Consider the following 24,861-nt stretch of genomic DNA (forward strand, 5'->3'; position numbering starts at 1 on the left):
AAATCGGGCAAAGATTTCCGGCCAGAGGGGCCGCTTGCGTCAGAATTTCTGGTTCCCGCCTAGGCGCCGGCTCTGGGCAGGGTCACCTCGAAGCAGCAGCCGTCGGCCACGTTGCGCACGCTGGCGCGGCCCGCGTGCGCCTCGACGATGCCCCGGACGATCGCCAGGCCGAGACCCGCACCGCCCGGAGGCGTGCGCGCTTCGGTGCCGCGCCAGCCGGTGTCGAAGACGCGCGGCAGGTCCTGCTCGCGGATGCCGCCGCAGCCGTCCGTCACCGAGAGCACCACCGTGTCGTCCTCCCCGGACTCCGCGGCGATGGCGACCGTACCGTCGGCCGGTGTCCGATGGAGCGCGTTGCTGAGCAGGTTGCACAGGACCCGCGTCATCTCCTTGCCGTCGACCTCGATCGGCACCGGCGTGACCCGCTCTCCGACGACCCGGACGCCGCGTTGCCGGGCGAGCGCCTCGACGCCGGCCACCGCGTCGCCCACCAGGTCGTACGTCGAGATCCGGGTCGGCGTCAGTGCCAGTGCTCCCGCATGGATGCGGGAGAGCTCGAAAAGATCGCCGACCATGGTGTTCAGCCGCTCCGCCTCCGTCCGGATCTGGCGGAAGTACCGCTCGGGGTCGACGGCCACACCGTCCTCCAGGGCCTCCGCCATCGCCCGTACTCCCGCCAGCGGAGTCCGCAGGTCGTGCGAGATCCAGGCGACGAGTTCCCGCCGGGAGCTCTCCAGTGCCCGCTCACGGTCCCGCGACTCGTTCAACTTGGCACTGGTGACGGCCAGTTCCCGGCTCAGCGCGGCCAGTTCCGCGGTCCCGGCCTGGTCCGGCGCGGCGAACGAGCCGCCGTCACCGAAGGAACGCGCCGCCAGGGCCAGAGCCGCGCTGCGGGCGACCACCCAACGACCCAGTACGAGTGCCAGCGCGAAGGAGACGACGGCCGCCACGGCGACGACCGTCGTGACCACGGTCAGGTCATGGCGCGACAGGAACATCGCCCGGGCAACGGCGAGCGTTCCGGCGAGCATCGTCGTCACGGAGACGGCTGCGACGACCGCCAGTGAGACCGCCATCGACCGGTGTCGTACCGCACGGAGCACCGCGGCCCCGAGCGCACCGGCCGCCGCCGCGCCGCCCAGGGCGTACAGGGCGATGAGAACCAGGTCCTGTTCCCGCATCGTGTGGTCAGCCCTTCCCTGCGGAGGAGTCGAAGCGGTAGCCCACGCCCCAGACGGTCTGGATCAGTCTGGGGTTCGCCGGGTCCTCCTCGATCTTGGTTCGAAGCCGTCGCGCGTGGACCGTCACGGTGGACAGGTCACCGAACTCCCAGTCCCACACTTCCTGCAGGAGCTGCTCCCGGCTGACGGCCCGCCCCGGATTGCGCATCAGGTACACGAGCAGATCGAACTCGCGCAAGGTGAGGGCGAGTTCGTTCCCACCCTGGACGGCTCGGCGAGCGGCCGGGTCGACCACCAGGTCCGCGGCCCTCAGAAGTGTTCCGGTGGTGGAGGGGGCCGCGACGGCGGCCCGGCGGCGCAGTACGGACTGCACCCTCAGCACGAGTTCGCGCGGACTGAAGGGCTTGGTGACGTAGTCGTCGGCGCCGACTTCCAGGCCGAGCACACGGTCTTCCTCCTCCCCTCGCGCCGTGAGCATGATGACGGCAGGCGCCGGTGAGCCCTCGCGCAGGCCGCGGCACACTTCGATGCCGTCCATTCCGGGAAGCATCAGGTCCAGGACGACGAGATCGGGCCGGCCGTTCGCGGCGCACACCAAGGCCTCGCGGCCGTCGGCGGCGGTGTCGACGACGAAGCCGGCGTTCTTCAGGTAGCCGGTGACGACCTCGGTGACCGTCGGGTCGTCATCGACGACAAGGATCCGATGCGGTGGTTCAGGGTGCATGCCGTCAGCCTCCCACGCCCTCCGGGCGAGGTCACGGCCTGCCCCTGGCCGGGTCCGGTGCGCGGGCAGGCGTCAGCGATTCGTAAGGCGTACATACCCCCCGTGAAGGCCCGGTTGCAGGTGTCATGGGCGCATGAAACTGCGTGTCCCCCTTCCGAGATTCTCCGGCCGGCTCCACGATGCGCGTACGGCGACCGCGATCGGCCGGTGGCTGGCCGCGGCCGTCGTGGTGTGCTTTCTCACCGGAGTGATCAGCCACTGGCTTCAGCATCCCCCCGGGTGGCTGGCCGACGACCTGCCCAGCCGTCCGTCATGGGGCTACCGGCTGACCCAGGGCCTCCATGTGGCGAGCGGCATCGCCGCGATCCCGCTCCTGCTGGCGAAACTGTGGACGGTCTATCCGCGGCTGTTCGAGTGGCCGCCGGTGCGCTCGGTGCGCCACGCCCTGGAACGGCTGTCGGTGGCCCTGCTCGTCGCGGCGGCCGTCCTCGAGGTGTTCTCCGGGCTGCTCAACACCGTGCAGTGGTATCCGTGGCCCTTCTCCTTCGTCCCGGTGCACTACGCCCTGGCCTGGGTGTTCGTCGGCGCGATGCTGCTGCACGTCGCCGTCAAGGCCCCGGAGATCAAGGCGCATTGGAGCCGGCGGTCGGCAGGCACGCTCGCTCTGCCGGCCGAGGACGGACCTGACCGGCGTGCTCTGCTGACGGGCGTCGCCGCAGCGGTCGGCGCCGTCACCCTCGCGACGGCCGGCCAGTCTTTCACCCCGCTGAAGCGGTTCGATCTGCTGGCACCCAGGCATCCCGACCACGGGCAGCAGGGCCTTCCGGTGAACCGCACCGCCGTCGCCGCCGCCGTCGCCGTGGTGAACGTCCAGCAGTGGCGGCTGATGGTCGCCGGACCCCGTCCGTACGTCCTGACGCTCGACGAGCTCCGAGCCCTGAGGCAGTACGACGCGACCCTCCCGATCGCGTGTGTGGAGGGCTGGAGCAAGTCCGCCCACTGGAGTGGCGTGCGGATCCGAGACCTGCTCGACCGGGCCGGGGCTCCCCCCGAAGCCCGGCTGCGGGTGGTCTCCATGGAGCAGGAGGGCGGGTACGCGGTAACCGAGATGGGCCACACCTACGCCCGGGACGAGCTCACCCTGCTCGCCCTGCGACTCAACGGCGAGGTGTTGTCACCGGATCACGGCTTCCCGGCGCGGATCATCGCGCCCAACCGGCCGGGCGTACTGCAAACCAAGTGGGTTCACCGGCTGGAGGTCCTGTGATGCGGACGGCTCTCGGCGTCATCGGCGCCGGTCTCCTGGGCTACGGCCTCGTGCTGCTGTTCGGCGGTGGCCAGTTCGCCGACGTGGCGATCTGGCTGGCCGGTGCCGTGGCGCTGCACGACGGGATCATCGCCCCGCTGGTCCTGGCCGCCGGGCTGCTCCTGGCGGGCGTCCGCGCGAGCCGGACGGTACGCGGTGCGCTGATCGTCGCCGGGTCCCTGACGGTGGTCGCACTGCCGGTCCTCCTGCGTCCGGGCGCACGGAACAACTCCTCCGTGCTGCCGCTGGACTATCCGCGCAACTGGTTGCTGTCACTGGCCGCGGTGGCGCTACTGGCCGCCCTGTTGCACCTCGCTCGGTGGCTGCGAGGACGCACGAGCAGCCGGCGACCGCACGGGAGCGAGTGACCGCAAGGCCCATCCGGCCAGGACGGCCGTGGCGGCAAGCGCGTAGGCGACGGTACCCGTCGCATCGCCGAGCGCCCGGGCGGTGATGTAGGCGGCCGCGCCGGCGACGGCGACGCCGAGCCACTCCCAGCGGCCGTCGAGGGCGACGAGGGCGATCAGGAGGAGCGCGTACCAGGAGTAGCCGGGGGTCATGAGAAGGAACGCGGTTCCGGTGACCAACAGGGCCCCGCTCCAGGGGCGTTCGGGATCGCCGCGGCGCATCACGTACCCGACCACCACGAGCATGACGGCCACGACCAGTGGCAGCGCCCAGGAGTCGGGCACCAGCAGACGGAGCAGGGCGTAGCGGTCGCGTGCCGAGGCGTCGTCGTAGCCCTCCTCCTCGGCGTAGCCGCCGAGGTAGCCGAACACGGAGTCGTGCGAGGCGAGGACGTACGGAAGATAGAGCAGCCCGACGGCCGCGGCCGCGGGCAGCAGGACGGCGACCGCGTCCCGGACCCGCCGTACGCCGGACAGGGCGCCCGGCAGCAGGACGGCGGGCAGCAACTTGGCCGCGATCGCCAGGCCGAGCAGGGCACCGCCCGCGACCCGGCGCCCGGCCACCACCCCGAGCGCGGCGACCGACAACAGGACGGCGAGGACGTCGACATGGGCGTTGTTCACCGCCTCGATCGGTACGGCCGGGCACCACGCCCAGTAGGCCGCGTTCCGCGGATCACCGCGCCGCCGCAGGATCAGCAGCAGAGCGCCGGCCGTGGCCACGGACAGCAGGGCCGCGCCGGTCTGCAGCGCCTTGTGCCGGGCGTCCGGCGGCGAGAGCGCGTGGACCAGGAGGAAGTAGCCCTCGGCCACGGGCGGGTAGATGGTGTGCACCCGGGGGCGGTTGATCCGGGTGCACGTCCCGTCGGCGACCGCCGCCCGGTCCGGCGCGGCACAGGCCGTGCCGCCCTGCGGGAAGAGCCAGTCGTCGCGCAGGCGGGTGAGCGCGGGATCCGCCGGGGAGTGGTCGTACGGGGAGATCCCCGCTGCCTGCACCCGGCCGTCCCAGGCGTAGCGGAAGGAGTCGGTGCTCGTACGGGGCCCCGCGACCAGCCCGGTGGCCGCGACCACCACCGCGCCGGCGAGCACCAGCGGGACGACGTGCCGGGCGGGTACCTTGCGCAGGGCCCAGGCCGCCGCGGCGAACAGGGCCCACGAGGCCGCGTACCACCAGGACAGTCCGGCCGGGTCGGCGAAATAGCCGTCCTTGCGCATGGTGAGGACGAGTGTGGCGGCCAGGGCGGTCAGGAGCAGGACCGTGAGGAGCACGGCGGTTCCTGCGGTGCGGTTGCGGTTCACGGCGCCACCGGCATCGCACGGCCCGCGGTCCGGGGGCGGAGCCGAGGCCGCCGTGCCAGTTCCACGAAGACCCGGTCGTCTACCGACCACTGCTCCCGGCGGGCCCATCCGGCGGCGTCTGCGTGCCGGTACAGCGCCGGAGCACCGAGCCGCGCCCAGGCGAACGGCGCGCCGAGCCCGCCCCGGCCGTTGTCGATCCGGACCTCGCACCGTTCGTCCACATCCACCGCGAGGCATTCGGCGATGACGGTCGCGTCGGGGCAGGTGACGTCCTTCAGACGTTCCAGCAGGGCCGTGGGGTCCCCGCCGATTCCTATGTTCCCGTCGATGAGCAGGACGGTGTTCCAACGGCCTTCCCCCGGCAGGGGATCGAACACCGACCGGCACAGTGCGAGCCCGCCCAGCCGTTCGGCTCGAGCCACCGCTTCCCCGCTCACGTCGATGCCCAGCGCCGGGTGGCCGTGAGCCGCGAGGGCGGCGACCAGGCGGCCGGGCCCGCATCCGACGTCGAGCACGGCGCCCCGGCACCGCGCGAGCGCACTCAGGTCCGCCGCATCCGGGTCGGCGCACCAGCGCTCCACCTCGAGGGGCAGCAGCCAGCCGTCCACGCGACGCAGGAAGAGCGGACCGTGCCCGTCGCGCAGCGCGTCGTCGTACGGATTCTCCCGCCAGGCGGCCGGCGCCGGCGCCGAGGGCGCGGCGGCGGCTGCGGTGAACGCGGCCCAGGCCCTGCCGACGGCCCTCATGCGCGGACCGTCGTGCCGCGGGGGCAGGTCAACCGCCCGTGCAGGGAGTGGAAGCGCCCGCCAGGGGCCTCGGCGGCCACCAGCAAGGCGTCCTCGGCGGTGTCCACGTCCCGCAGTACGGGCAGCCGTCCGATCCGCAGCCCCGCCTCCGCGAGGCGCGCGTACTGGACGGCGCCCGTTTCGGGCACCGACATCGGGACGCCGCGCAGCAGTGCGGGGTCCGGCTCCGCCAGCCCCAGCGCCCAGAAGCCCCCGTCCACGGCGGGCCCGAACCACGCGTCGTACGAAGCCCAGTCGGCCCGGGCCAGCAGTGCGGGGGTGACCTGCGGGGTGTCCATACCGATCAGCAGGGCCGGTCCGGTGCACGCGGCGAAGGCGGCGGCGAGCCGTTCATCGAGGCCGCCCGCGCACTGCGGGACGACCTCGAAGCCGGGCGGCAGCCACGGTCCGGGGCGGCCCTCCAGGACCAGCACCCGGCGTTCGGCCGGGGTGGCGGCGACCGCCGCCAAGGTGTCGGTCAGGGCGGCTTCGGCCAGCGCGGCAGCCTCGGACGGGGTGAACGGAGGGGTGAGGCGGGTCTTGACCCGGCCCGGCACCGGCTCCTTCGCGATCACCAGCAGCGTCGTCACACCCGGCCTCCCGTCTCGGTCGGGGCAGCGGCGGCGGGCTCTGCCAGCGCGCGGCTCATGTCGCGCACCGCCTGCCAGGTGCCCCGCCAGGTGCCGGTCACCTTGGACTTCCCGGCCCGGGGGAGATAGGGCACGTCCACCTCCCGGATCCGCCACCCGGCATCGGCCGCGCGGATCACCATCTGGAGCGGATAGCCGCTGCGCCGGTCGGTCAGCCCGAGGCCGAGGAGCGCCTCCCGGCGTGCGGCCCGCATCGGCCCCAGGTCGTGCAGCCGCAGACCGGTGCGGCGGCGCAGCATCCGCGACAGCGCCAGGTTTCCGGCGCGTGCGTGGACCGGCCAGGCGCCCCGCCCCTGCGGTCGGCGCCGCCCCAGGACGAGGTCCGCGCCGCCGTCCGCGACGGTCGCTGCGAAACCGGCCAGCAGGCCGGGGTCGAGCGAGGCGTCGCAGTCGCAGAAGCAGACGATGTCCGCCGTGGCGGCGAGCAGCCCGGCATGGCAGGCCGCGCCGAATCCGCGGCGGGACTCGCGGACCACGGTGGCCCCGAGTCCGCTCGCGATCTCGGCGGATCCGTCGGTGGATCCGTTGTCGACCACGAGGGGCCGCCAGCCGGCGGGGATCCGGGCGAGCACCCAGGGCAGGGCCTCGGCCTCGTTCAAACAGGGAAGTACGACGTCTACGGTCACATCTACGGTCACGGGCATCACCGTATGAATTCCGCAGGGACATAGGGGACATCAAGTCCTTACAAAACGCGGACGTCACCCTCTGCGGGCCGTGGGCCATCGGCCGAGGCGCGCTGGTCCGCCCGCGCGAACTCGGCCATTCCTTCGGCGAAGCCGACCCGCGGAAGCCATCCGAGCTCGGCCCGCAGCCGCGCGGAATCGGCGGTGACGTGCCGTACGTCGCCGAGCCGGAACTCACCCGTCACCACGGGTACGGGGCCGCCGTGCGCCGCCGCGAGCGCGCCGGCCATCTCCCCGATGGTGTGCGGCTCGCCGCTGCCCGTGTTGTACGCGGTGAACGCACCCGCCGGGCGGTCGCCGACCGCCTCCAGCGCCACCGAGTTGGCCGCCGCCACGTCCCGTACGTGCACGAAGTCGCGTCGCTGGGCACCGTCCTCGAAGACGCGCGGTGCCTCACCCCGGGCCAGCGCCGACCGGAAGAAGGACGCCACGCCCGCGTACGGGGTGTCCCGGGGCATGCCCGGCCCGTACACGTTGTGGTAGCGCAGCGACACCGCCCGCCCGTCCGTGGACCGCGCCCAGGCGGCGGCCAGGTGCTCCTGCGTCAGTTTGGTCGTCGCGTACACGTTGCGGGGATCCACCGGGGCGTCCTCGTCCACCAGGCCCGGGACCAGCTCCGACCCGCACGCCGGGCAGCGCGGCTCGAACCGGCCCGCCGCCAGATCGGCGACCTCGCGCGGACCGGGCCGTACGAGTCCGTCGCGCGGGCATTCGTAGCGCCCCTCCCCGTACACGACCATCGATCCCGCGAGCACCAGGCGGCGCACACCCGCCTCCGCCATCGCGGCGAGGAGCACGGCGGTGCCCAGGTCGTTGCAGCTGACGTACGCGGGCGCGTCCGCGAAGTCCTTCCCCAGTCCCACCATGGCCGCCTGATGGCATACGGCGTCCACACCGCGCAGCGCCGCTCGTACCTCCTCCGCGTCCCGGACGTCCCCGATGAGCAGTTCGGCGTCCGGCAGCACCGGGGCCACCGCGTGGGCGGCGGGCAGCAACGCGTCCAGGACCACCGCTTCGTGCCCGCGTTCGATCAGTGTCGTGACGATGTGCGCGCCGATGAATCCAGCGCCTCCTGTGACAAGTACTCGCATGCCTGTGACGCTACGGAATCCGCAGGTGCGCAGCCGGTTCGGGACACGGACGTAAGGGTTTCGTCACCGGTGCGGATGTGGCGCCCCCTGCCTCCACCGCGTTGAATGCGAGTGAAGATCCACGAGGGAGAGGCATGACAGTGCGAAACACGAGGCGGCGAGGCCGACTGCTGGCCGGAGCGGCGATCGCGGCCGTGATGGTGCTGGGCGCCGGGCTGTACTGGTTCCAGCCGTGGAAGCTGTGGCAGAACGAGACCGTCAGCGAGGCACTGCCCGCCGCGACGGCCGCACCGTCGGCCGCGGCCGCGGCCGGCCCGCGGACGGTCGCCTCGGGCGAGCTGATCAGTCACGAGCACGCGACGACCGGGTCGGTGAAGATCGTCCGGCTGCCCGACGGCTCGCAGACGCTGCGCCTGGAGAACCTCGACACCAGCAACGGCCCCGACCTGCGGGTGCTGCTGAGCGATGCCCCGGTCAAGGAGGGCGTGGCGGGCTGGCGCGTCTTCGACGACGGCAAGTACCTCACCCTGGGCAAGCTCAAGGGCAACAAGGGCGATCAGAACTACGAACTGCCGCCCGGTATCGACCTTTCCCAGTACACCAGCGTGAGCATCTGGTGCGACCGCTTCGACGTGTCGTTCGGAGCCGCGGCCCTCGCGAAGGCGTAACGCGCGCACGCACCGCGACCTCGACGCCTACCGCCTCATGCGCGGCAGCCGAGCGGCACTCGGGCCGGAAGTTGACAGCCACGACGCCGGCGAATTAGCTTCGCATTACTTAAAGACATAAACCATCTATGTCCTTAAGTGTTCTCACCGCCTGGGGCAGCACCATCAGAGGAAGGGCACAGACATGAACCCCGCCCAGCACGGAGCGGCCGTCGCAGCCGAGACCGCCGGATTCGTCGCCACGGTCACGGCAGCCGACCTCTCCACCCCGGTGCCGACCTGCCCCGGCTGGACTCTCGGGGACCTCACGCGGCACGTCGGCAGCGTGCACCGCTGGTTCAGCGAGCTGCTTCGCCGGCGCATCCAGCAGCCGCCGACCAGCCGTGAGGTGGATCTGCGCCTGCCGGAGCACCCCGACGGCCTGCCCGCCTGGCTGGCCGCGAGCGCGGCGGAGGCCGCCGAGGTGTTCGCCGCCACCGACCTGGACGCACCGATGTGGGCCTGGGGAGTCGACCAGCACGCCCGGTTCTGGGTACGGCGCATGCTCTTCGAGACGCTCGTCCACCGGGTCGACGCCCAACTCGCGCTCGGGCTCTCACCGCACATCGACCGCGTGCTGGCCGTGGACGGCATCGACGAGTTCCTCACCAACCTGCCGTTCGCCTCCTCCTTCGCGCCGCTGACCGCCCAACTGCGCGCCCCTGACCGGACCATCCGCTTCAGCTGCACGGACGGCGACGGCGACTGGCTGGTCGGCCTGCGCCCCGACGGGTTCGCCCTGGTGGCCGACCGCGCCGAGCCCCGCGCGGCGGACGCCACGGTCCGGGGAACGGCCGCCGACCTCCTCTTGCTCCTCTACGGCCGCCTGGACCGCCACAGCGACGCCTTCCAGCTGCTCGGCGACACGGACCTGCTCGCCCACTGGTCCGACCACTCGGCCTTCTAGGCCGGCTCAGACCACCGTGACGCGGGCCAGCGCCCACGAGGTGTGGTCGAAGGACGTCTTGTTGTTGGCGTCCTCCACCACCAGCCGCAGGACCCGCACGCCCCGCACGTCCACGTCCAGCGCCACCGGACCGGTGGCAGCCGTGAGCGTCGGTGTGGTCAGCAGCAACCGGTCGTCGCCGTACACCTTGGCGCGGGTCGCGCCGAGCGGGCTCTGCTTCGCCGAGAAGTCGTCGATGCCGACGAGGGCGGTGAAGCGGTTGCCCGCCGCACCCAGGTGGAAGGCGATGTCACTGGGTGCGTGGACGCCGAGGCCCTTGGCGTACTTCGTACCGCCGAAGGCGATCAGGGGACCGTCTCCCGCGGCGTTCTTGCCGTTGGAGGCGTCCCGCTCGACCGGGCCCCACCCGTTGGTGGCGGAGATCCACTCCAGGTCGGAGAGGTACGAGTCGCTCGTCGGCGGGGGCGGCGGCGTGGGCACCGTACCGGACGCGCGATAGGTGACCGTCCCGCCCGGCGCCAGTGCGGTTCCCTCGGCCGTGAGGTCCCAGCGCGTCCGGGCGGGCGCGTCGGCGGGCGGGGTGACCTTCCAGGTGGCGTCGAGCCGGGCACCGGCGGCGAGTTGCCCGGCGGTGGTCGCGGTGGTCGCGGTCACCGTCCAGCCGGCCGGGACGCGCAGCGCGAGCGCCGCCGAGGTCCAGGCCTTGGCGGATCCGTTGGCGAGCGACGCGGTGACCGTGAACGTCTGCCCCGGAACGGCGATCTGAGGCAGGGGCAGGCGGACGCCGAACTCCTTGCGCGGGTAGCTGTCCTGCCAAGAGGAGCGCATCAGCGCCACCAGCGCGGCCGCCGTCGAAGGGTGTGCGTCGAGGACGTTGCGGGTTTCCCCCAGGTCGGCGGCCAGGTCGTAGAGCTCGACCTGCCACTTGTCGTCGGGAAGGTTGTGGTCGCGTTCGGGCGCGAAGCGCACGGCCTTCCAGTTGTCCCGCCGCACCGCTTCGGCCAGCCATGTGGCCCGCTGGGCGTCCTGTGCGTTGGCCCGGCTGGTGACGCCCCGCTCGTCGCGGAACCAGTAGAGGTGGCCGTGGCGGGCCGCGTCGGGACTTCCGGCCAGCAGCGGGGCCGCCGAAAGGCCGTCCACGTCCGAGGGCGCCGGGGCTCCGCCCAGTTCGGCGAGGGTGGGGAGGATGTCGGTGAGCGGGGTGGGGCGGTCGCTGGTGCCCCGTGCGACGCGGCCGGGCCCCCAGGCGATGAGGGGGACGCGCACGCCGCCCTCGTACAGGTTGCGCTTGTAGCCGCGCAGGGGACCGTTGGCGTCGAACAGGTCCGGGTTGACGCCGCCCTCCTCGTGCGGCCCGTTGTCGCTGGTGACCAGCAGGACCGTGTCGTCCTCCAGACCCAGCGCGCGCAGCCGGTCGACGACCTTGCCGACCAGTGCGTCGAAGTAGCTGACCTGCGCCGCATGCCCCTTGTCGGCGGCCGTCCAGCTCTGGGCGGCGTACGCGCTGGTGTCGGGCACGTCACTGGGGGCGTGCGGCACGTTCGGCGTCAGGAACAGCAGGAACGGCTCGTCCTTGTGCGCGCCGATGAACTCCAGAGCGTGCTGTTCGATCAGGTCGGGAGCGTAAACCGCCTTCGCCCCGCCCGCGTTGGCGGGGATGAGCTCCTTGGTCCCGTTGTGCCAGAGGTACTCGGGGTAGTACTGGTGCGCGTGGCTGTGGTCGATGTAGCCGTAGAACTCCTCGAAGCCGCGGGCGGCAGGGTGGCTGTCCTGGTCGGCCGCCTCCGGACCGAAGCCCCATTTGCCGATGACCGCGGTGCGGTAGCCGCGGGCCTTGAGAACCTGCGCGAAGGTGGTGTCGGTCGCGGTGAGTGAGCCCTGGGCGGCGGAGGGGTTCGCGCGCACCGTGGAGTGGCCGGTGTGCAGGCCGGTCAGCAGGGAGCAGCGCGACGGCGCGCAGACGGCGGCGGTCGAGTACGCGTCGGTGAAGCGCAGCCCCTCGGTCGCCAGCCCGTCCAGACGCGGGGTTGTGATCAGTTTCTGTCCGTACGAGCCGAGTTCGCCGTAGCCGAGGTCGTCGGCCAGGACGACGATGAGGTTCGGCGCGCGCGTGGCGCTCGGCGTCTGCGTCCCGGCCTGTGTGGTCCGCGCCGCCGCGGGTGCGGCCGAGGCGGCTGCGGGCAGGGCCGTCAAGCCGAGCGCTGCGGCCGAACCGGCCAGGAAATGACGGCGGCTTGACATCGGTGAACTCCTTGAGGCTGCTGCGCTGTGCGCACCGCGGACCGGTCATGAACGTGCAGCCGATCATGGGCGTGCGGCGGGCCCCCGGACCATGCACAGCGCATGAAGATCGTGTGACAGGGGGCCCGGCCTGGTATTTCCGGAGCCGCGGGCGGGCGACATTGGCCACGTCGGAGCCGCTATGAGAGGTGGGAGAGGTTTTGCCGATCGAGATTGCCGGGGCCGGGTCCGGGGCCGGGGGCCTGGCGGGGATGAGCGCCGGCGGGCACGGTGGGTCGTGCTGCGCCCCTCGCGGCGCGCCGCCCGCGGCCGCCGACCGCAGGCCGCCGGGACCGTCGGCGGTGCTGCCCGCGTCCCGCATCCGCGCGACCACCGAGACGGTGGCGCTGGCCGGCGGCACGTTCCGGATGGGCAACGAGGACGGGAGCGCGAACCCCCTCGATGGCGAGGGGCCGGTCCGCGAGGTGACGGTCGCCCCCTTCCGCATCGACGTCCATGCCGTCGGCAACCGCGAGTTCGCCCGCTTCGTGGAGCAGACCGGATACCTCACGGTCGCGGAGGGCGCCGGCTGGTCGTACGTCTTCGCGGGACTGATCGAGCCGGAGCTCGTGCTGGCCTCACCCGCCCCGCCGGGCACTGCGTGGTGGCGGGCGGTCGAGGGTGCCTCGTGGCGCAGCCCGTACGGTCCCGGCTCCGTGCCAGAGCCCGGGCATCCGGTGGTCCACGTGGCGTGGCAGGACGCGAACGCGTACGCCGCCTGGGCCGGAAAGCGGCTGCCGACCGAGGCGGAGTGGGAATACGCGGCGCGCGGCGGGCTCGACCAGGCGCGCTACCCGTGGGGAGACGTCCTCGCCCCCGGCGGGGTCTGGCGCTGCAACATCTGGCAGGGGGAGTTTCCGCTGGTCAACACGGAGGAGGACGGCTACCTGGGCACGGCGCCGGTGGACGCGTACGAGCCCAACGCATACGGGCTGTACAACACCGTCGGCAATGTGTGGGAGTGGACGGCCGACGAGTTCGCTCCGGGCAGCGGTACGCGGGCGATGCGCGGGGGCTCGTACCTGTGCCACGACTCGTACTGCAACCGGTACCGCACCGCGGCCCGGACGGGCAACACCGAGGACAGCAGTACCGGCAACGTGGGGTTCCGCTGCGTGACCGCGCCCTGAGCGGGCGGCGGCCCGGCGAGCCTGACCGCAGGCCGCCCGTTGTCAGCACCCGGCACCTGGCTTTCCGCACGGAGACGAGTGACGGCGGCTGAAATCCGACCCCGCAATCGTGTCCACCGCAGCCCGACGGCTATTTGCCAGGACCCGCTGAATTGAGCCAAGCCTGTAATCCATGCCACCTTGAATTCTCCTTGAGCCGCTCTGGGGATCGAATTCAGAAACGCATCAGCAGCGTGATCGTCAGGCAACTGTCCTGCTAAATTGACGGATTCATGAACTGTCCCTTGTGATAGACATGAACGAATATGCGAGACAAAGGGACTGACTCGACCTCAGCCATCGCATGCATGACACGCGTGCGCAAGCCGCGAACCCACCCACCGACACCGACAGCGAGGGAATTACCTTGCCCGCACACCAGAAGCTCTACCTTCGCCCGTCCGTGGTGGCCCAGCCCCTCCTGCACCGCTGGTACGCGTGGCCCTATCTGCTGGCGCCCCACACCGGCGCACTCAACCTGCGGGACCGTCTGCTGCCGATCGTGGACAGCTACTTGAAGGCACCTCACCTCCACGATGCGGTCAATTCGGACCCACACCGCTACGGCGCGCCCTTCCTCGACCCCCAGGGCGCCACCCACGACGAAGTCCAGGCGGCGCGCGAGACCATGGCCAAGGGAGGCGAGGCCAAGCTCCAGCTCGCCGACGACATAGACGAACTCCGCGCCCTGCTGCGGGAGAAGGCAGTCGGCGGGCCGATGGAACCTCTCTATCCCTTGGTCCCCCACTCCCTGCGCGGGCGGGTCGAGCTCGTCTACGACACCGCCCATAAGCCCACCTTCCGCTTCTTCGAAGCGCTGATGTACGGCTCGCCGGCGTACGAGCGCGACGGTCAGTGCGTCTCCCTCACCGCCGCAGCGAGCCCCCAGCCCTTCGTGTACAGCAGTCCCGTCCTCCCGCGCCCCGACCGCCTGGACATCGATCTGCCCTTCGACTCCCCGCTGTGGAACGAACTGTTCGAGGCGCGCCTCGGCCCCGTCGACGTCCCGCACCTCGCGCAACGCCTCGGGGTCGCCGATGCCGACCTCCCGGCGTTCACCGCGCTGTTCCACGACGTGCCGCCGGCGCAGCACACCCCGCCCGCGCCCGGAGACGTCCGGGTGCGGTACCTCAATCACGCATCCGTGCTGATCGAGACCGGCACCGCGTCCGTGCTCCTCGACCCGCTCCTCGGCTACACCGACGACGGCTACGAGCACTACACCATCGAAGACCTCCCCCGGCACATCGACGCCGTCGTCATCAGCCACTTCCACTCCGACCACTTCTCGCTGGAGACCCTGCTCCAACTCCGCACCCGCATCGGCACGATCGTCGTTCCCCGCGCCTCCGGCGGATCGCTGCCCGATCCCAGCCTCAAGACCATGCTCCAGGCCCTCGGATTCTCCAACGTCCAGGAGCTGGCCGAACTCGAGACCCACCGCGTGGCCGACCACGTCGAAGTCACCGCCCTCCCCTTCGTGGGCGAGCACGCCGACCTCGACATCCGCACCAAGATGGTGCCCCTCGTCCAAGCCGGCGGCCGCAGGTTCCTCTTCGCCACCGACATCACGCCGCTCGAGCCCGCGCTGTTCGACAACATCCCCGGCCTCACCGAGACTCCTCTCGACGCGCTCTTCATCGGCCTCGAATGCGTCGGAGCCCCTCTGAACTGGCTGTACGGGCCGATGCTGGAAGGGAAGCTCTCCCGTGAGCACAACAACGGGCGCCGCCTCAAGGGCAGCAACGCCGCCCAGGCCGACCAGCTCGCCCAGCAGCTGGGCGCCCGTCACGTCTACGCCTACGCCATGGGCCTCGAACCCTGGCTCAAGCACCTCACCGGCTCCGAGTACGACCCCGAAGCCGAACAGGTGCAGCAGGCCGGCGTCCTCACGCGGCTGAGCGCCGAACGCGGCATCACCGCCGAGCTCCTGCGCGACCGGGCCGAGCGCACCTGGCCCGCCGTCGACCCGGCGAAGCCGTAGGTCCGAGCGGTCGTCCGTCCCTGCCGTGCCCGTCGTAGATCCTCTTGGGTGGTGCGTACATGCAGAACCACGCCGGGCGCCGGAGCGCGCCTCTGCGCCGCTTCGGCCCGCCGAGTACGGGCCCGACCGCGCATCAGGGCCAGGGTGCCGCAAGCCGCGCCACCCTGGTCTGCTTTCCGAGCGCGGGCGCCGGAGCGACCGGCTTCGCGCCGTGGCGCAGGTTGCTGCCCGAGTGGCTCGACCTGTACGGCCACGTCGGACCCGGGCGTGAGGAGCGCGGCCGGGAGACGCCCCTGAGTTCCGTGGAGGAGCTGGTCGACGACGTGCTGCCGGACGTGCTCGCGCTCCCGGACCCGCTGGTCCTGGTCGGGCACAGTTTCGGCGCGGCCCTGGCCTACGAACTGACGCACCGGCTGACCCTGGCCGGCCGCCCACCGATGCGGCTGGTGGTCCTCGCGGCGGTCGCTCCGGGGGCGACGGCGTTGCAGCCGCCCAAGAACGATCACGAGATCGAACTGCTCTGGAATCAGCTGGGCGCCAACAGTGCCGGTCTCAGCCGCCCCGGCTTCCGCGAATGGCTGTTCCCGGTGCTGCGCGCCGACTTCACCGCGCAGGCGGCCTACCGCCCGGCCCGCCCCTCGTACATCACCACGCCGGTCACGGTGATGTACGGAGACGAGGACCAGGTCGTGACGGCCGAGGAGGCGGCGATCTGGCGGACTCTGTGCTCGGGTCCGTTCGAGGTCGTGCCCGTGCCGGGCGGTCACTTCTTTCCGCAGGCGGAGCGGGCGGCGACGACCGGCGCACTGGTGCGTGCACTCGAGCGGTAATAGAGGGCCATTCGATCGGTGGCGGCTACGCTATTCGAATCTAGAATTGACAATGATCCGGCAGGGGACGTTTGTTGATGAACCATGACGATCCAAGGACTCTGACTTTCCTCTTCGAGGAATGTGTCAGAAGATATTCGGGGCATACTGCCCTGGAATTCGAAGGTGACTCTTTGAGCTACGGCGAGCTGAATCGCCGGGCAAACAGACTGGCCCACCATCTGAGGGATACCGGCCAGGTCCGCCCCGATGACCGGGTGGCGATTTTGGTCCGGCATCCCCTGGACGTGATCATTTCCATGCTGGCCGTCCTCAAGGCCGGCGGTGCCTATGTCCCCCTGGACCCCGACAACCCGCCTGGAGTGACCCAGCGGATCGTCGAGGACGTGGCACCCAAGGCCATGGTGATCGAGTCGTCAGCGGCCGCCGGCGCGATGTACTTCAACGGCGAGCTGTTCGTTCTGGACGTCATGAGCGCCGCCCTGACCACCCCGGACACCGACCCCGAACCCGCGGCCACGCCCTCCGACCTCGCGTACGTGATCTACACGTCGGGGTCGACGGGCAGGCCCAAGGGCGTGGCCGTCGAGCACCGTGCGATCGTCCATACGCTGACGTGGCGCAATTCCTATTACGGTTTCGGTCCGGAGGACGTGACGCTGGCCATTCCGCGGCCGTCCTTCGACAGTGCCGTGGCGGACACGTTCTGCGCCCTCACCTCCGGTGCACGTCTGCTGCTGCCGCGCCGGGACCGCATCACCGACCGGCATTACCTGACCGGCCTGATGGAACACGGGAACGTCACCCATTTCCTGATCACGCCGATGCTGTACAAGCGTTTGCTGGAGGGCATGGAAGCCGGGTCGGTGACGTCCCTGCGGTGCGTCACGATCGCCGGTGAATGGTTCACGCCGAGCCTGACCCTCGAGCACTACCTGCGCCTGCCGCAGGTGGATCTGTACAACGAGTACGGGCCGTCCGAGAACGCGGTCTGCTCCACCGTCCACCGCCTCGCCGCCACCGACGAGCGCGTCCTCATCGGCAGGCCGATCGAGAACACCGAGGCGTTCGTCCTGGACGAGGACGGTCAGCCGGTGGGGCCGGGCGGGATCGGCGAGCTCCACCTCGCCGGGGCGGGCCTGGCCCGCGGCTACCTGGGCGACCCCGAGCTGACGGCACAGCGCTTCTTCACCCCGGCCGCGGCCCCCGCCGCCGGTAAGCGCGTCTACCGCACCGGGGACATCGTGCGACAGCACGCCGGTGGTGACCTGGAGTTCATCGAGCGCCGTGACGGCCAGGTGAAGATCCGGGGCCGGCGGGTCGAGCTGGGTCAGGTGGCCCAGGTCCTGGCCCAGGACGCGACGGTCAGCCACGTGCACGTCCTGCGCCACGTCACCGAGACCGACACACCGCTGCTGGTCGCCTTCGTCCAGGGGCCCACCGGGCAGGACGTCGACCGGCTGCGCGCGACGGCGCAGGAGAACCTCCCGGACTACATGGTCCCCTCGGCCATCATCCCGGTCGACACGGTGCCGCTGACCGGCAACGGCAAGGTCGACGACAAGGCCCTCATCGCCCTGTACGAGGGGACGGTCGGCCGGCGTGCGGCGGGTCCGCAGCCGGGGAGCGAGGCCGAGGCGGCGCTTCTGGAGATCTGGCAGGAGCTGTTCGCGCCGCTGCCCATCGGTCTGGACGACGACTTCCTGGACCTGGGCGGCGACTCGTTGAGTGTGATGGACCTGCTGGCCCATGTGGAGCAGCGGATCGGGGTCCAGCTTGAGGTCTCGGACCCCTACACGGACCGGACCATCCGGAGCCTGGCCCTCGTGATCGAGGACCGACAGAACGACAAGGTGGGAGCAAAGTGAGCAGGCAGAGCGGTACCGATTCCATTTTCGGCGGTGTCGACTACGACGTGGTCATCGCGGGCGGAGGCCTGGCCGGGCTGACTCTGGCCAAGCAGCTCAAGGACGCGCAGCCCGGGCTGTCCGTCCTGGTCTGCGAGCGCGAGCGCTCCCCGATCCCGCTGTCCGCGTTCAAGGTCGGCGAGTCCTCGGTCGAGGTGGGCGCCTACTACTTCTCCCACGTCATCGGCCTGTACGACTACCTGGAGGAACAGCACCTGGAGAAGCTGGGGCTGCGCTACTTCTACGGCGGCGGCCAAGGTCTCCAGGAGGAAGCCGAGTTCGGTGTCAACCGCTTCCTGCCGGCGAAGTCCTACCAGCTCAACCGCGGCTCCCTGGAAGAACACCTGCGCGTGATCGTCGAGGGCGCCGGGGCCGTGCTGACGCAGGGCGTGAAGGTCCTGGACATCGAGCTCGGTGAGCAGGACGCCCCCCACAAGGTCACCTACCAGGCCATCGACGACGACAGCGCGCAGCCCGCCACCGTGACCTGCCGGTGGGTCGTCGACGCCACGGGCCGCCACCGCCTGCTGCAGCGCAAGCTCGACCTCACCAAGCGGTACCCCAAGCCCCACAACTCGGTCTGGTTCCGGCTCGAAGGCCGGCTCGACACCGACGAGGCGGTCGGCCCCGAGCACTCCGGCTGGCACGACCGCATCACCGAACCGCGCTGGCACTCCACCAACCACTTCATGTTCGAGGGCGGCTGGGTGTGGGCCATCCCGCTGGCCCCCGACCACACCAGCGTCGGCATCGTCGTGTCCGACGACCTCCACCCGGTCACCAAGTTCAACCGGATCGAGAAGGCCATCGACTTCGTCGTGGAGCGCGTGCCGGGCTTCGACCCCGCCATCCGCGAGCTGCCGGTCCTCGACTTCCGCGTACTGAAGAACTACAGCCACTCCTCGCAGCAGGTCTTCTCGCAGGACCGCTGGGCGTGCGTCGGCGACGCCGCGGTCTTCGCCGACCCCTACTACTCCGTGGGGTCGAACCTGATCGGCTACGCCAACAGCTTCGTGACCGAGATGGTCGGCCGGGACGTGAAGGAGTCCTTCGACGAGGGCTTCGTGCGGTACGCCAACCGCTGGTTCCTCTCGCTCGCCGAGGGCCTCACCATGAACATCCAGGGCTCCTACGCCTTCCACGACAACGCCGTGATCATGTCGTTGAAGACGATCTGGGACTACTACGTCGGATGGTCCTTCTCCGACCCGCAGTTCTACGGGAAGACCTTCCTGGACGAGTCGGCGAGCACCACGCTCAGCGCGCTCGGCGCGCACGCGGTGGCGACCCAGGGCACCATCATGAACCTCTTCCAGGCCTGGGCGCGCAGCTACCGCGGCGTCTTCGCATTCGACTACATCGACTACTACGACGACGTGCCCACGCTCGCCCGGCTCTTCGAGCAGAACCTGCCGGGTGACGAGATACCCGCCTTCGGCACGGTGCTCACGAGCGTGCGCGACGGTCTGGAGCGCATCGAGGAGCTGGCCCACGTCATCTTCTACCTCGCCCTCGAGGACGCCCTTCCCGAGCGCCTCGAAGAGATCCGCTCGCGGGGCTGGCTCAACGTCTCGGCACTGAGCCTGGACCCGGAACGCTGGGAGCAGGACGGACTGTTCGCGCCCAAGAGCCGACCGAGGCTGGACGAGGTCAACGCGCTGGAGAAGGAGCTGCGGGCCCTTTACCGCACCTCGGCGCCCGCCGGACGGTAGATCACCGCCCACTCACCCGGGCGGGCTCCCGGGTGAGTGGGCGAGCATCTCGAGTCTCAATCCAGCGCTGCTTGAGCGGTGTTGCGGGCCGCCCGGTGCTGTCGTAGCGTCAAGTGCATTGAATGCCTCCGGCGTCGGAGCCAGCCGAGGTGGGCGACCCGCATGTCACCACCGTCGTAGCCGCGCCCGAAGAGCAGCCCCACTCCTCCGCCCCCTGTTCAGCAGCCGGCGCAGCCCGACTTGCGTGCGCCGGCCGGAAACACCTCCCGAAGGGCTCATCGCGTTGCGTCACTCATCGACATCGGCTGATTCGATCTACCCGCGGCCGCTCGAGGCCTACGGATGGTCCCCTGAGCTCGACGACCAATTCGCCTCCGTTGCCGACGCCTCGTGGGTGCCCGGCCGGGTCATCCGCGTCGACCGGGGCCGCTGCGACGTCGTGATCGCCGACGGCGACACCGAGGTGACCGTCGTCCACGCCGACACAGGTCCGGTCGCGGACCCCGACCCCATGAAGATGCCCTGCACGGGCGACTGGGTGGCGGTCCGGGCCAGTGCGGCCGGCACGTACGTCCAGGCGCTGCTGCCGCGTCGCACGGCGATGGTCCGCTCCAGCGCCTCGCAGCGCTCCGAGGGCCAGGTGCTGGCCGCCAACATCGACACCATCGGCGTCGTCGTGGCCCTGGACACGGAGCCGGACCTCGGCCGGATCGAGCGGTTCCTCGCCCTCGCGTGGGAGAGCGGAGCGCAGCCGGTGATGGTCCTCACCAAGTCCGACCTCGCGGAGGACGCGGAGAGCGTCCGCGAGACGGTCGAACAGGCCTCGCCCGGGGTGGACGTCCTGGTCGTCAGCGCCACCACCGACGACGGCATGGACATCCTCGCGGCCGTTCTGACGGGGACGAGCGTCCTGGTCGGACAGTCGGGCGCGGGCAAGTCCACCATCGCCAACGTACTGCTGGGCCGCTCCGTGATGGAGACCCAGCAGACCAGGAGCGACGGCAAGGGCCGCCACACCACCACGACCCGCGAGCTGATGCCCCTGCCGGGCGGCGGTGTGCTGATCGACACTCCCGGTATTCGCGGCGTGGGCCTGTACGACGCCGCAGACGGCCTCCAGCAGACGTTCTCGGAGATCGAGCTGCTCGCCGAGGACTGCCGGTTCCGGGACTGCGATCACGTTGCGGAACCCGGCTGTGCGGTACAGGAGGCCATCGAGGACGGCATGCTGCAGCAGCGCCGCCTGGACAGCTACCACAAGCTGATCCGGGAGAACCAGTGGATCGCCTCGCGGAGCGATGCCCGCCTGCGCCAGGAGCGCCTCAAGGCGCTGAAGACGCAGGGCAAGGAAGGCATGGCCAACATGATCGCGAAGCGCGGCTGACGCGAGGCAGCGGCCTGGCCGGAGTACCGGGCGCCCGAGTCGCGGGCCGCCCGGTACTCCGGCCTGAACAAGTGCATGGGCACCCTGTGGTGTCAGCGGTGACCCGCGTACCGGCTCGGCCACGGCCCGCCGGTGCGCGGTCCGTTCGCGTCCCACCTCGGTGACGGTGTGCCCGCACGTGCCCGATGCGGTGTTCGAAACCCATGGCGGTCCACACGCCGTGGCGAACGCCGCTTGGCCGACGGGCAGTTGTCTTCATTCGTCCTCGAGCAAGGAAACGTGCCCATGACGTCCGACTCTGTTGTGCCCGCCACCACGATCCGCCCCCGCCGCACGGGTGCCGCGCAGCCGGCGCGGGCCCACGCCAGACTCGCGCTGACCGCGGCCGCCGTCGACGGCCTGGCCAAGGTCTCCGGCGGGCGCCCCCTGGAGGAACTGGTCGCCCTCACCGCGGCGACGGCAGTGGTGGTCGGTGCGGCGGAGCACACCGACGAGCCGGTGGTGGCCGTGTCCGGCCCGGCCGGGCCGGTACTGGCCGGGATCGGGCTCACCGCCCGGTCCACCGTCGGCGATCTGATCCGGGCCGCCGACTCGGCACTGCGGTCGGCGCCCGTGGTGGCCGACGGGGAAGCGGCGCTCACCGGCGCGGTGCTGGTCCGCTCGGCCCGGGTCGGTGCCGGCCCCGCTGCCCGTGCGTCCCGGCGGGACGTCATCGAGCTGAGCCTGACCGAACCCGGTGCGGACGGCGTACGCGAACTCGTGGCCGAGGCCGGACCGGATCGCGCCGAGACATGGTTCCTGGAAGTCCTGCTTCGGTCGGTGTCCCGGGTCCTGGCCGGATTCGCCGATCCGCACGGCCCCGCCGCCGCGCTGCCGTCGGCCGCGGCGGACGATGTGGCGGCGGCCACCGCGCTCGGCCGGCGCGGCTTCGAACCCCAGAGCGTCCCCACGACGCTGACGGCGCCGATCGAGGAGACGGTCCGCGCGTACCCGGACCGTACGGCCGTCGTCGCCGGCGCCGAGACCCTGACGTACCGCGAGTTCTGGCAGGCCGCGCAGGCCGTGGCGGCGCGTCTGCACGCGGCGGGCATCGGACGGGGACACCGGGTGGGGGTGCTCACCGGCAAGACGATCCACGCCGTGCCGGCGATCACCGGCACCCTGCTCGCGGGCGCGGCCTACGTTCCGCTCGACCCCAGGTCACCGGCCTCGAGGCTGGCCGAGATCCTCGACGACGCCGAGTGCGGAGCGGTCCTCGCCGCGCCCGACCTGCTCGCCGGGCTGCCCGCCGGCCTCACCACCCCGGTGATCGACATCCAGGCGGCGGCCGGCGGCCCCGCCGTCGAGCCCGCGACGGGCTGGTCCGGGCCGCTCCCGGACGACCTCGCGTACGTGGTGTACACCTCGGGGTCGACCGGCAGGCCCAAGGGCGTGGAGATCCGGCACCGTGCCATCGCGAGCTATGTGCACTGGAAGGTGCGCAACCACGGGCTGGACCTCGACACCAGGCTGCTGCAACTGCCGTCGCTGGCCTTCGACAGCTCGGTCGCCGACCTGTTCCCGGTGCTGGCCTCCGGCGGGCGCCTCGTCCTCGCGGACACGCACCAGCTGCTGCCGCGTCAACTGGCCGAGCTGGCGCAGCAGCACCGCATCACCCACCTCACGAACGTCCCGAGCCTCTACCGGGTCCTGCTGGGCGAACTCCCGCGTGCCGCGGACTCACTGCGCGCCGTCACGGTCGCCGGCGAGGCCACGACGCCCGATCTGGTGCGCCGCCACCACGAACTGCTGCCCGCAGTACGGCTGATCAACGAGTACGGCCCGACGGAGAGCTCGGTGGGCGCGACCGCGTTCGACCACGGCACGGACGCCGGACCCGGCCTCCCGATCGGGTGGCCCGTCGCCAACACCGTCGCCACCGTGACCGGCGGCGACGGCCGGGTCCTGCCGATCGGATTCGTCGGAGAGCTCAGGCTGGCGGGTCACGGGCTCGCGGACGGATACCGCAACCGGCCGGAGCTGACGGCGGCGGCGTTCGTGGCCGACGCCGGGGCGCCCGGGGGACGGAGCTACCGCACGGGGGACCTCGTCTGGTGGCGTCCGGACGGAATGCTGGAGTTCACCGGGCGGGCCGACGACCAGGTGAAGATACGCGGCCACCGGGTGGAGCCCGGTGAAGTGGAGAGCGTGCTGGGACTGCTCCCGGGAGTCCGGCAGGCGGCGGTCGCCGTGGTGAGCGGCCCCGACGGCGCTCCGGCGCTGGCGGCCTGGCTGGAAGCCGTGGACACCACGGTGGAGGAGATCAGGGCGGGGGCCAATGCCGCCCTGCCGCCCGCGATGGTGCCGACCTCGATCACGCTGATCGACGAGCTGCCCCGGATGGTGAGCGGCAAGATCGACCGGGGCGCCCTGGTGCGTCTCGCCGAGACCGACGCCGCCCCGGCACCCGCGTCCTCCCCGTCGCGGACGGGAGCGGGAGGCGACGAGCTGGAGGCGAAGGTCGGGGCCATCTTCGCGGAGGTCCTCGCCTCCGGCCCGATCGCCCCCGACGGGGACTTCTTCGAGGAGGGCGGGCACAGCCTGCTCGCGATCTCCGTGATCGACGCCATCGAGAAGGAGCTGGGAGTGAGCATCGACATGGGTGACTTCTTCGACACCCCCACGGTCCGCGAGGTCACCCAGCTGATCCGGAAGGCCAAGCCGGACCACGAGGCGTAGCGGCGCCGAGACGCCACGCACTGTGCCCGGGGCGCTCGCGCCCCGGGCACAGTGCGTGGCGTTCCGCTGTGCGGTCACCCGGACAGGTTCTAGCCGATCAGGCGGGAGCCGACGGACCGGCGCATGGCACGGGACTTGCGGAGGTCGTGGGTGACGTTGACCCGCTTGAGCCAGCGGTCCGTGCCGTCGTAGCGCGCCTCGAACGCACTGCGGCTGTGCACCACCCGGTGGTTGTTCATGAAGACACAACTGCCGGCCTCGAGCGGGCAGTCGGTCAGGCCGGCGTCGAGCAGCTTCGCCGCCGCCGCGAGGGCCCGTACGGCCTCGGGGTCGTCCTCGGGCGCCGACATGTGTGTCGCGTCGAAGCACAGCAGGGGGTGGGCCCGGGAGCCGGTCAGCACGGGCACCGGGCCGAGCCCGTCGATGAGGCGCGCGATGTTCTCGAAGACCAGCCGGTCCTCGTCGGTGCGCACCGTGTTGTTCTCCGGCAGGTGCGACTTGTCGGGGACGATGTGGAACCGGCTCTGGAACAGGACGTCGAGGACGTCCTGCGGCAGTTCGGAGAAGTCCGCCTCCGCGACGGTCACCGGCACGGCGTCCGGGTTGCGCAGCGCCGACAGGATGATGTAGTCGGCGCGGTAGGGGTGGAAGGCGTCCTCGGTGTGCAGGGTCAGCGGTGTCTTGCTGCCCGTGCCGAGCAGCTCGTGCTCGTACTGGCGGATCGGGAACACGTCGTTGACCAGGTGCCCGTCCTGCTGCGTGGCCCAGCCGAAGGGTTCGCCGAGCAGCGAACCGTAGAGGAGGACGAGGATCTCCTCGGGCAGTTCGTGGTGGATCCGGGTCTCGTCCTTCCAGTGCGCGGGCGTGGGCCCGATGCGCTCGTCGTCCACGAGATGGCCGTTGACCGCGCAGAAACCGCGGGCCTGGTCGAGGGAGAAGGCCCGCAGAAAGCGCCGGACCCGGACGGGCAGCTCGCCGGTGAGCAACGGCAGGTCCTGGAGCAGCCGTTCGTCGTCGGCCGCGCGGTACTGCCCGGCCAGGCGCAGGGTCAGTTCGGACACCTGCCGGGCCTCGGCCGCGGTCAGCCGCAGCTCTGTCCCGGTCCGGGGCTCGATAGACGTCGTCATGGTTGAT

Annotated in this window: 20 protein-coding genes; 11 read left to right on the top strand and 9 right to left on the bottom strand. The window is 71.3% G+C overall.

What is annotated here, in order from left to right:
• Positions 1-59 precede the first annotated feature (59 nt).
• The gene (locus tag OHA89_RS32105; RefSeq protein ID WP_406367708.1) at positions 60-1,181 is read right to left on the bottom strand and encodes a sensor histidine kinase; all 1,122 of its coding nucleotides are present in this window, start codon (positions 1,179-1,181) and stop codon (positions 60-62) included.
• A gap of 7 nt (positions 1,182-1,188) precedes the next feature.
• Positions 1,189-1,905, bottom strand: a complete 717-nt coding sequence (locus OHA89_RS32110; RefSeq protein ID WP_215144897.1) for a response regulator transcription factor — start codon at positions 1,903-1,905, stop codon at positions 1,189-1,191.
• 133 nt (positions 1,906-2,038) lie between these two features.
• Between OHA89_RS32110 and OHA89_RS32115 the strand changes: the two genes are divergently transcribed.
• Entirely contained in the window at positions 2,039-3,172 is a 1,134-nt protein-coding gene (locus tag OHA89_RS32115) for a molybdopterin-dependent oxidoreductase (RefSeq protein ID WP_406367709.1), read from the top strand.
• Positions 3,172-3,579 carry a hypothetical protein gene (locus OHA89_RS32120; RefSeq protein ID WP_257557653.1) on the top strand — a complete coding sequence of 136 codons (408 nt, stop codon included), beginning with the start codon at positions 3,172-3,174 and terminating at the stop codon, positions 3,577-3,579. The genes OHA89_RS32115 and OHA89_RS32120 overlap by 1 nt, the downstream gene beginning before the upstream one ends.
• Here OHA89_RS32120 and OHA89_RS32125 read toward each other — a convergent pair.
• From OHA89_RS32125 to OHA89_RS32145, 5 genes are all read right to left on the bottom strand, one after another.
• A complete protein-coding gene (locus OHA89_RS32125; RefSeq protein WP_406368664.1) occupies positions 3,502-4,833 on the bottom strand; it encodes a glycosyltransferase 87 family protein in 1,332 nt (443 codons plus the stop codon). The genes OHA89_RS32120 and OHA89_RS32125 overlap by 78 nt on opposite strands.
• A gap of 80 nt (positions 4,834-4,913) precedes the next feature.
• Positions 4,914-5,663: a bifunctional 2-polyprenyl-6-hydroxyphenol methylase/3-demethylubiquinol 3-O-methyltransferase UbiG gene (locus OHA89_RS32130; RefSeq protein ID WP_266611235.1), complete on the bottom strand. Its 750-nt coding sequence runs from the start codon at positions 5,661-5,663 to the stop codon at positions 4,914-4,916.
• Positions 5,660-6,292, bottom strand: a complete 633-nt coding sequence (locus tag OHA89_RS32135) for a DUF2064 domain-containing protein (RefSeq protein ID WP_406367710.1) — start codon at positions 6,290-6,292, stop codon at positions 5,660-5,662. The genes OHA89_RS32130 and OHA89_RS32135 overlap by 4 nt, the downstream gene beginning before the upstream one ends.
• Positions 6,289-6,996 carry a glycosyltransferase family 2 protein gene (locus tag OHA89_RS32140; protein ID WP_215144886.1) on the bottom strand — a complete coding sequence of 236 codons (708 nt, stop codon included), beginning with the start codon at positions 6,994-6,996 and terminating at the stop codon, positions 6,289-6,291. The genes OHA89_RS32135 and OHA89_RS32140 overlap by 4 nt, the downstream gene beginning before the upstream one ends.
• A gap of 41 nt (positions 6,997-7,037) precedes the next feature.
• Positions 7,038-8,129, bottom strand: coding sequence for an NAD-dependent epimerase/dehydratase family protein (locus OHA89_RS32145; protein WP_406367711.1), 1,092 nt, complete (start codon positions 8,127-8,129; stop codon positions 7,038-7,040).
• 134 nt (positions 8,130-8,263) lie between these two features.
• On the opposite strand from OHA89_RS32145, the gene OHA89_RS32150 reads away from it, so the two are divergent.
• Positions 8,264-8,797, top strand: a complete 534-nt coding sequence (locus OHA89_RS32150) for a DM13 domain-containing protein (RefSeq protein ID WP_257557660.1) — start codon at positions 8,264-8,266, stop codon at positions 8,795-8,797.
• Positions 8,798-8,981: 184 nt separating this feature from the next.
• A complete protein-coding gene (locus OHA89_RS32155; RefSeq protein ID WP_266611238.1) occupies positions 8,982-9,743 on the top strand; it encodes a maleylpyruvate isomerase family mycothiol-dependent enzyme in 762 nt (253 codons plus the stop codon).
• A gap of 6 nt (positions 9,744-9,749) precedes the next feature.
• Here the strand turns inward: OHA89_RS32155 and OHA89_RS32160 are convergent, their stop codons facing one another.
• On the bottom strand, positions 9,750-11,984 hold the full coding sequence (locus tag OHA89_RS32160) for a sulfatase-like hydrolase/transferase (RefSeq protein ID WP_406367712.1): 2,235 nt from the start codon (positions 11,982-11,984) through the stop codon (positions 9,750-9,752).
• A 251-nt stretch (positions 11,985-12,235) separates the two neighbouring features.
• On the opposite strand from OHA89_RS32160, the gene OHA89_RS32165 reads away from it, so the two are divergent.
• The 7 genes from OHA89_RS32165 (at position 12,236) to OHA89_RS32195 (ending at position 23,727) form a co-directional block, all read left to right on the top strand.
• Positions 12,236-13,153, top strand: coding sequence for a formylglycine-generating enzyme family protein (locus tag OHA89_RS32165; RefSeq protein ID WP_406368666.1), 918 nt, complete (start codon positions 12,236-12,238; stop codon positions 13,151-13,153).
• Positions 13,154-13,559: 406 nt separating this feature from the next.
• Positions 13,560-15,176 (top strand): MBL fold metallo-hydrolase, encoded by a 1,617-nt coding sequence (locus tag OHA89_RS32170; protein WP_266611243.1) that lies wholly within the window; start codon positions 13,560-13,562, stop codon positions 15,174-15,176.
• 59 nt (positions 15,177-15,235) lie between these two features.
• A complete protein-coding gene (locus tag OHA89_RS32175) occupies positions 15,236-16,006 on the top strand; it encodes a thioesterase II family protein (RefSeq protein ID WP_406367713.1) in 771 nt (256 codons plus the stop codon).
• 77 nt (positions 16,007-16,083) lie between these two features.
• Positions 16,084-17,874 (top strand): amino acid adenylation domain-containing protein, encoded by a 1,791-nt coding sequence (locus OHA89_RS32180; RefSeq protein WP_266611246.1) that lies wholly within the window; start codon positions 16,084-16,086, stop codon positions 17,872-17,874.
• A complete protein-coding gene (locus OHA89_RS32185) occupies positions 17,871-19,625 on the top strand; it encodes an NAD(P)/FAD-dependent oxidoreductase (RefSeq protein WP_215144877.1) in 1,755 nt (584 codons plus the stop codon). The genes OHA89_RS32180 and OHA89_RS32185 overlap by 4 nt, the downstream gene beginning before the upstream one ends.
• 283 nt (positions 19,626-19,908) lie before the next feature.
• Positions 19,909-21,009, top strand: coding sequence for a ribosome small subunit-dependent GTPase A (gene rsgA, locus OHA89_RS32190; protein ID WP_257557672.1), 1,101 nt, complete (start codon positions 19,909-19,911; stop codon positions 21,007-21,009).
• 285 nt (positions 21,010-21,294) lie between these two features.
• A complete protein-coding gene (locus tag OHA89_RS32195; protein ID WP_406367714.1) occupies positions 21,295-23,727 on the top strand; it encodes a non-ribosomal peptide synthetase in 2,433 nt (810 codons plus the stop codon).
• A gap of 89 nt (positions 23,728-23,816) precedes the next feature.
• Here the strand turns inward: OHA89_RS32195 and vioC are convergent, their stop codons facing one another.
• Entirely contained in the window at positions 23,817-24,854 is a 1,038-nt protein-coding gene (vioC, locus tag OHA89_RS32200; protein WP_257557674.1) for an arginine beta-hydroxylase, Fe(II)/alpha-ketoglutarate-dependent, read from the bottom strand.
• Positions 24,855-24,861: the final 7 nt, after the last annotated feature.

It is taken from the genome of Streptomyces sp. NBC_01546, assembly GCF_045208355.1.
Classification (GTDB): Bacteria; Actinomycetota; Actinomycetes; order Streptomycetales; family Streptomycetaceae; genus Streptomyces.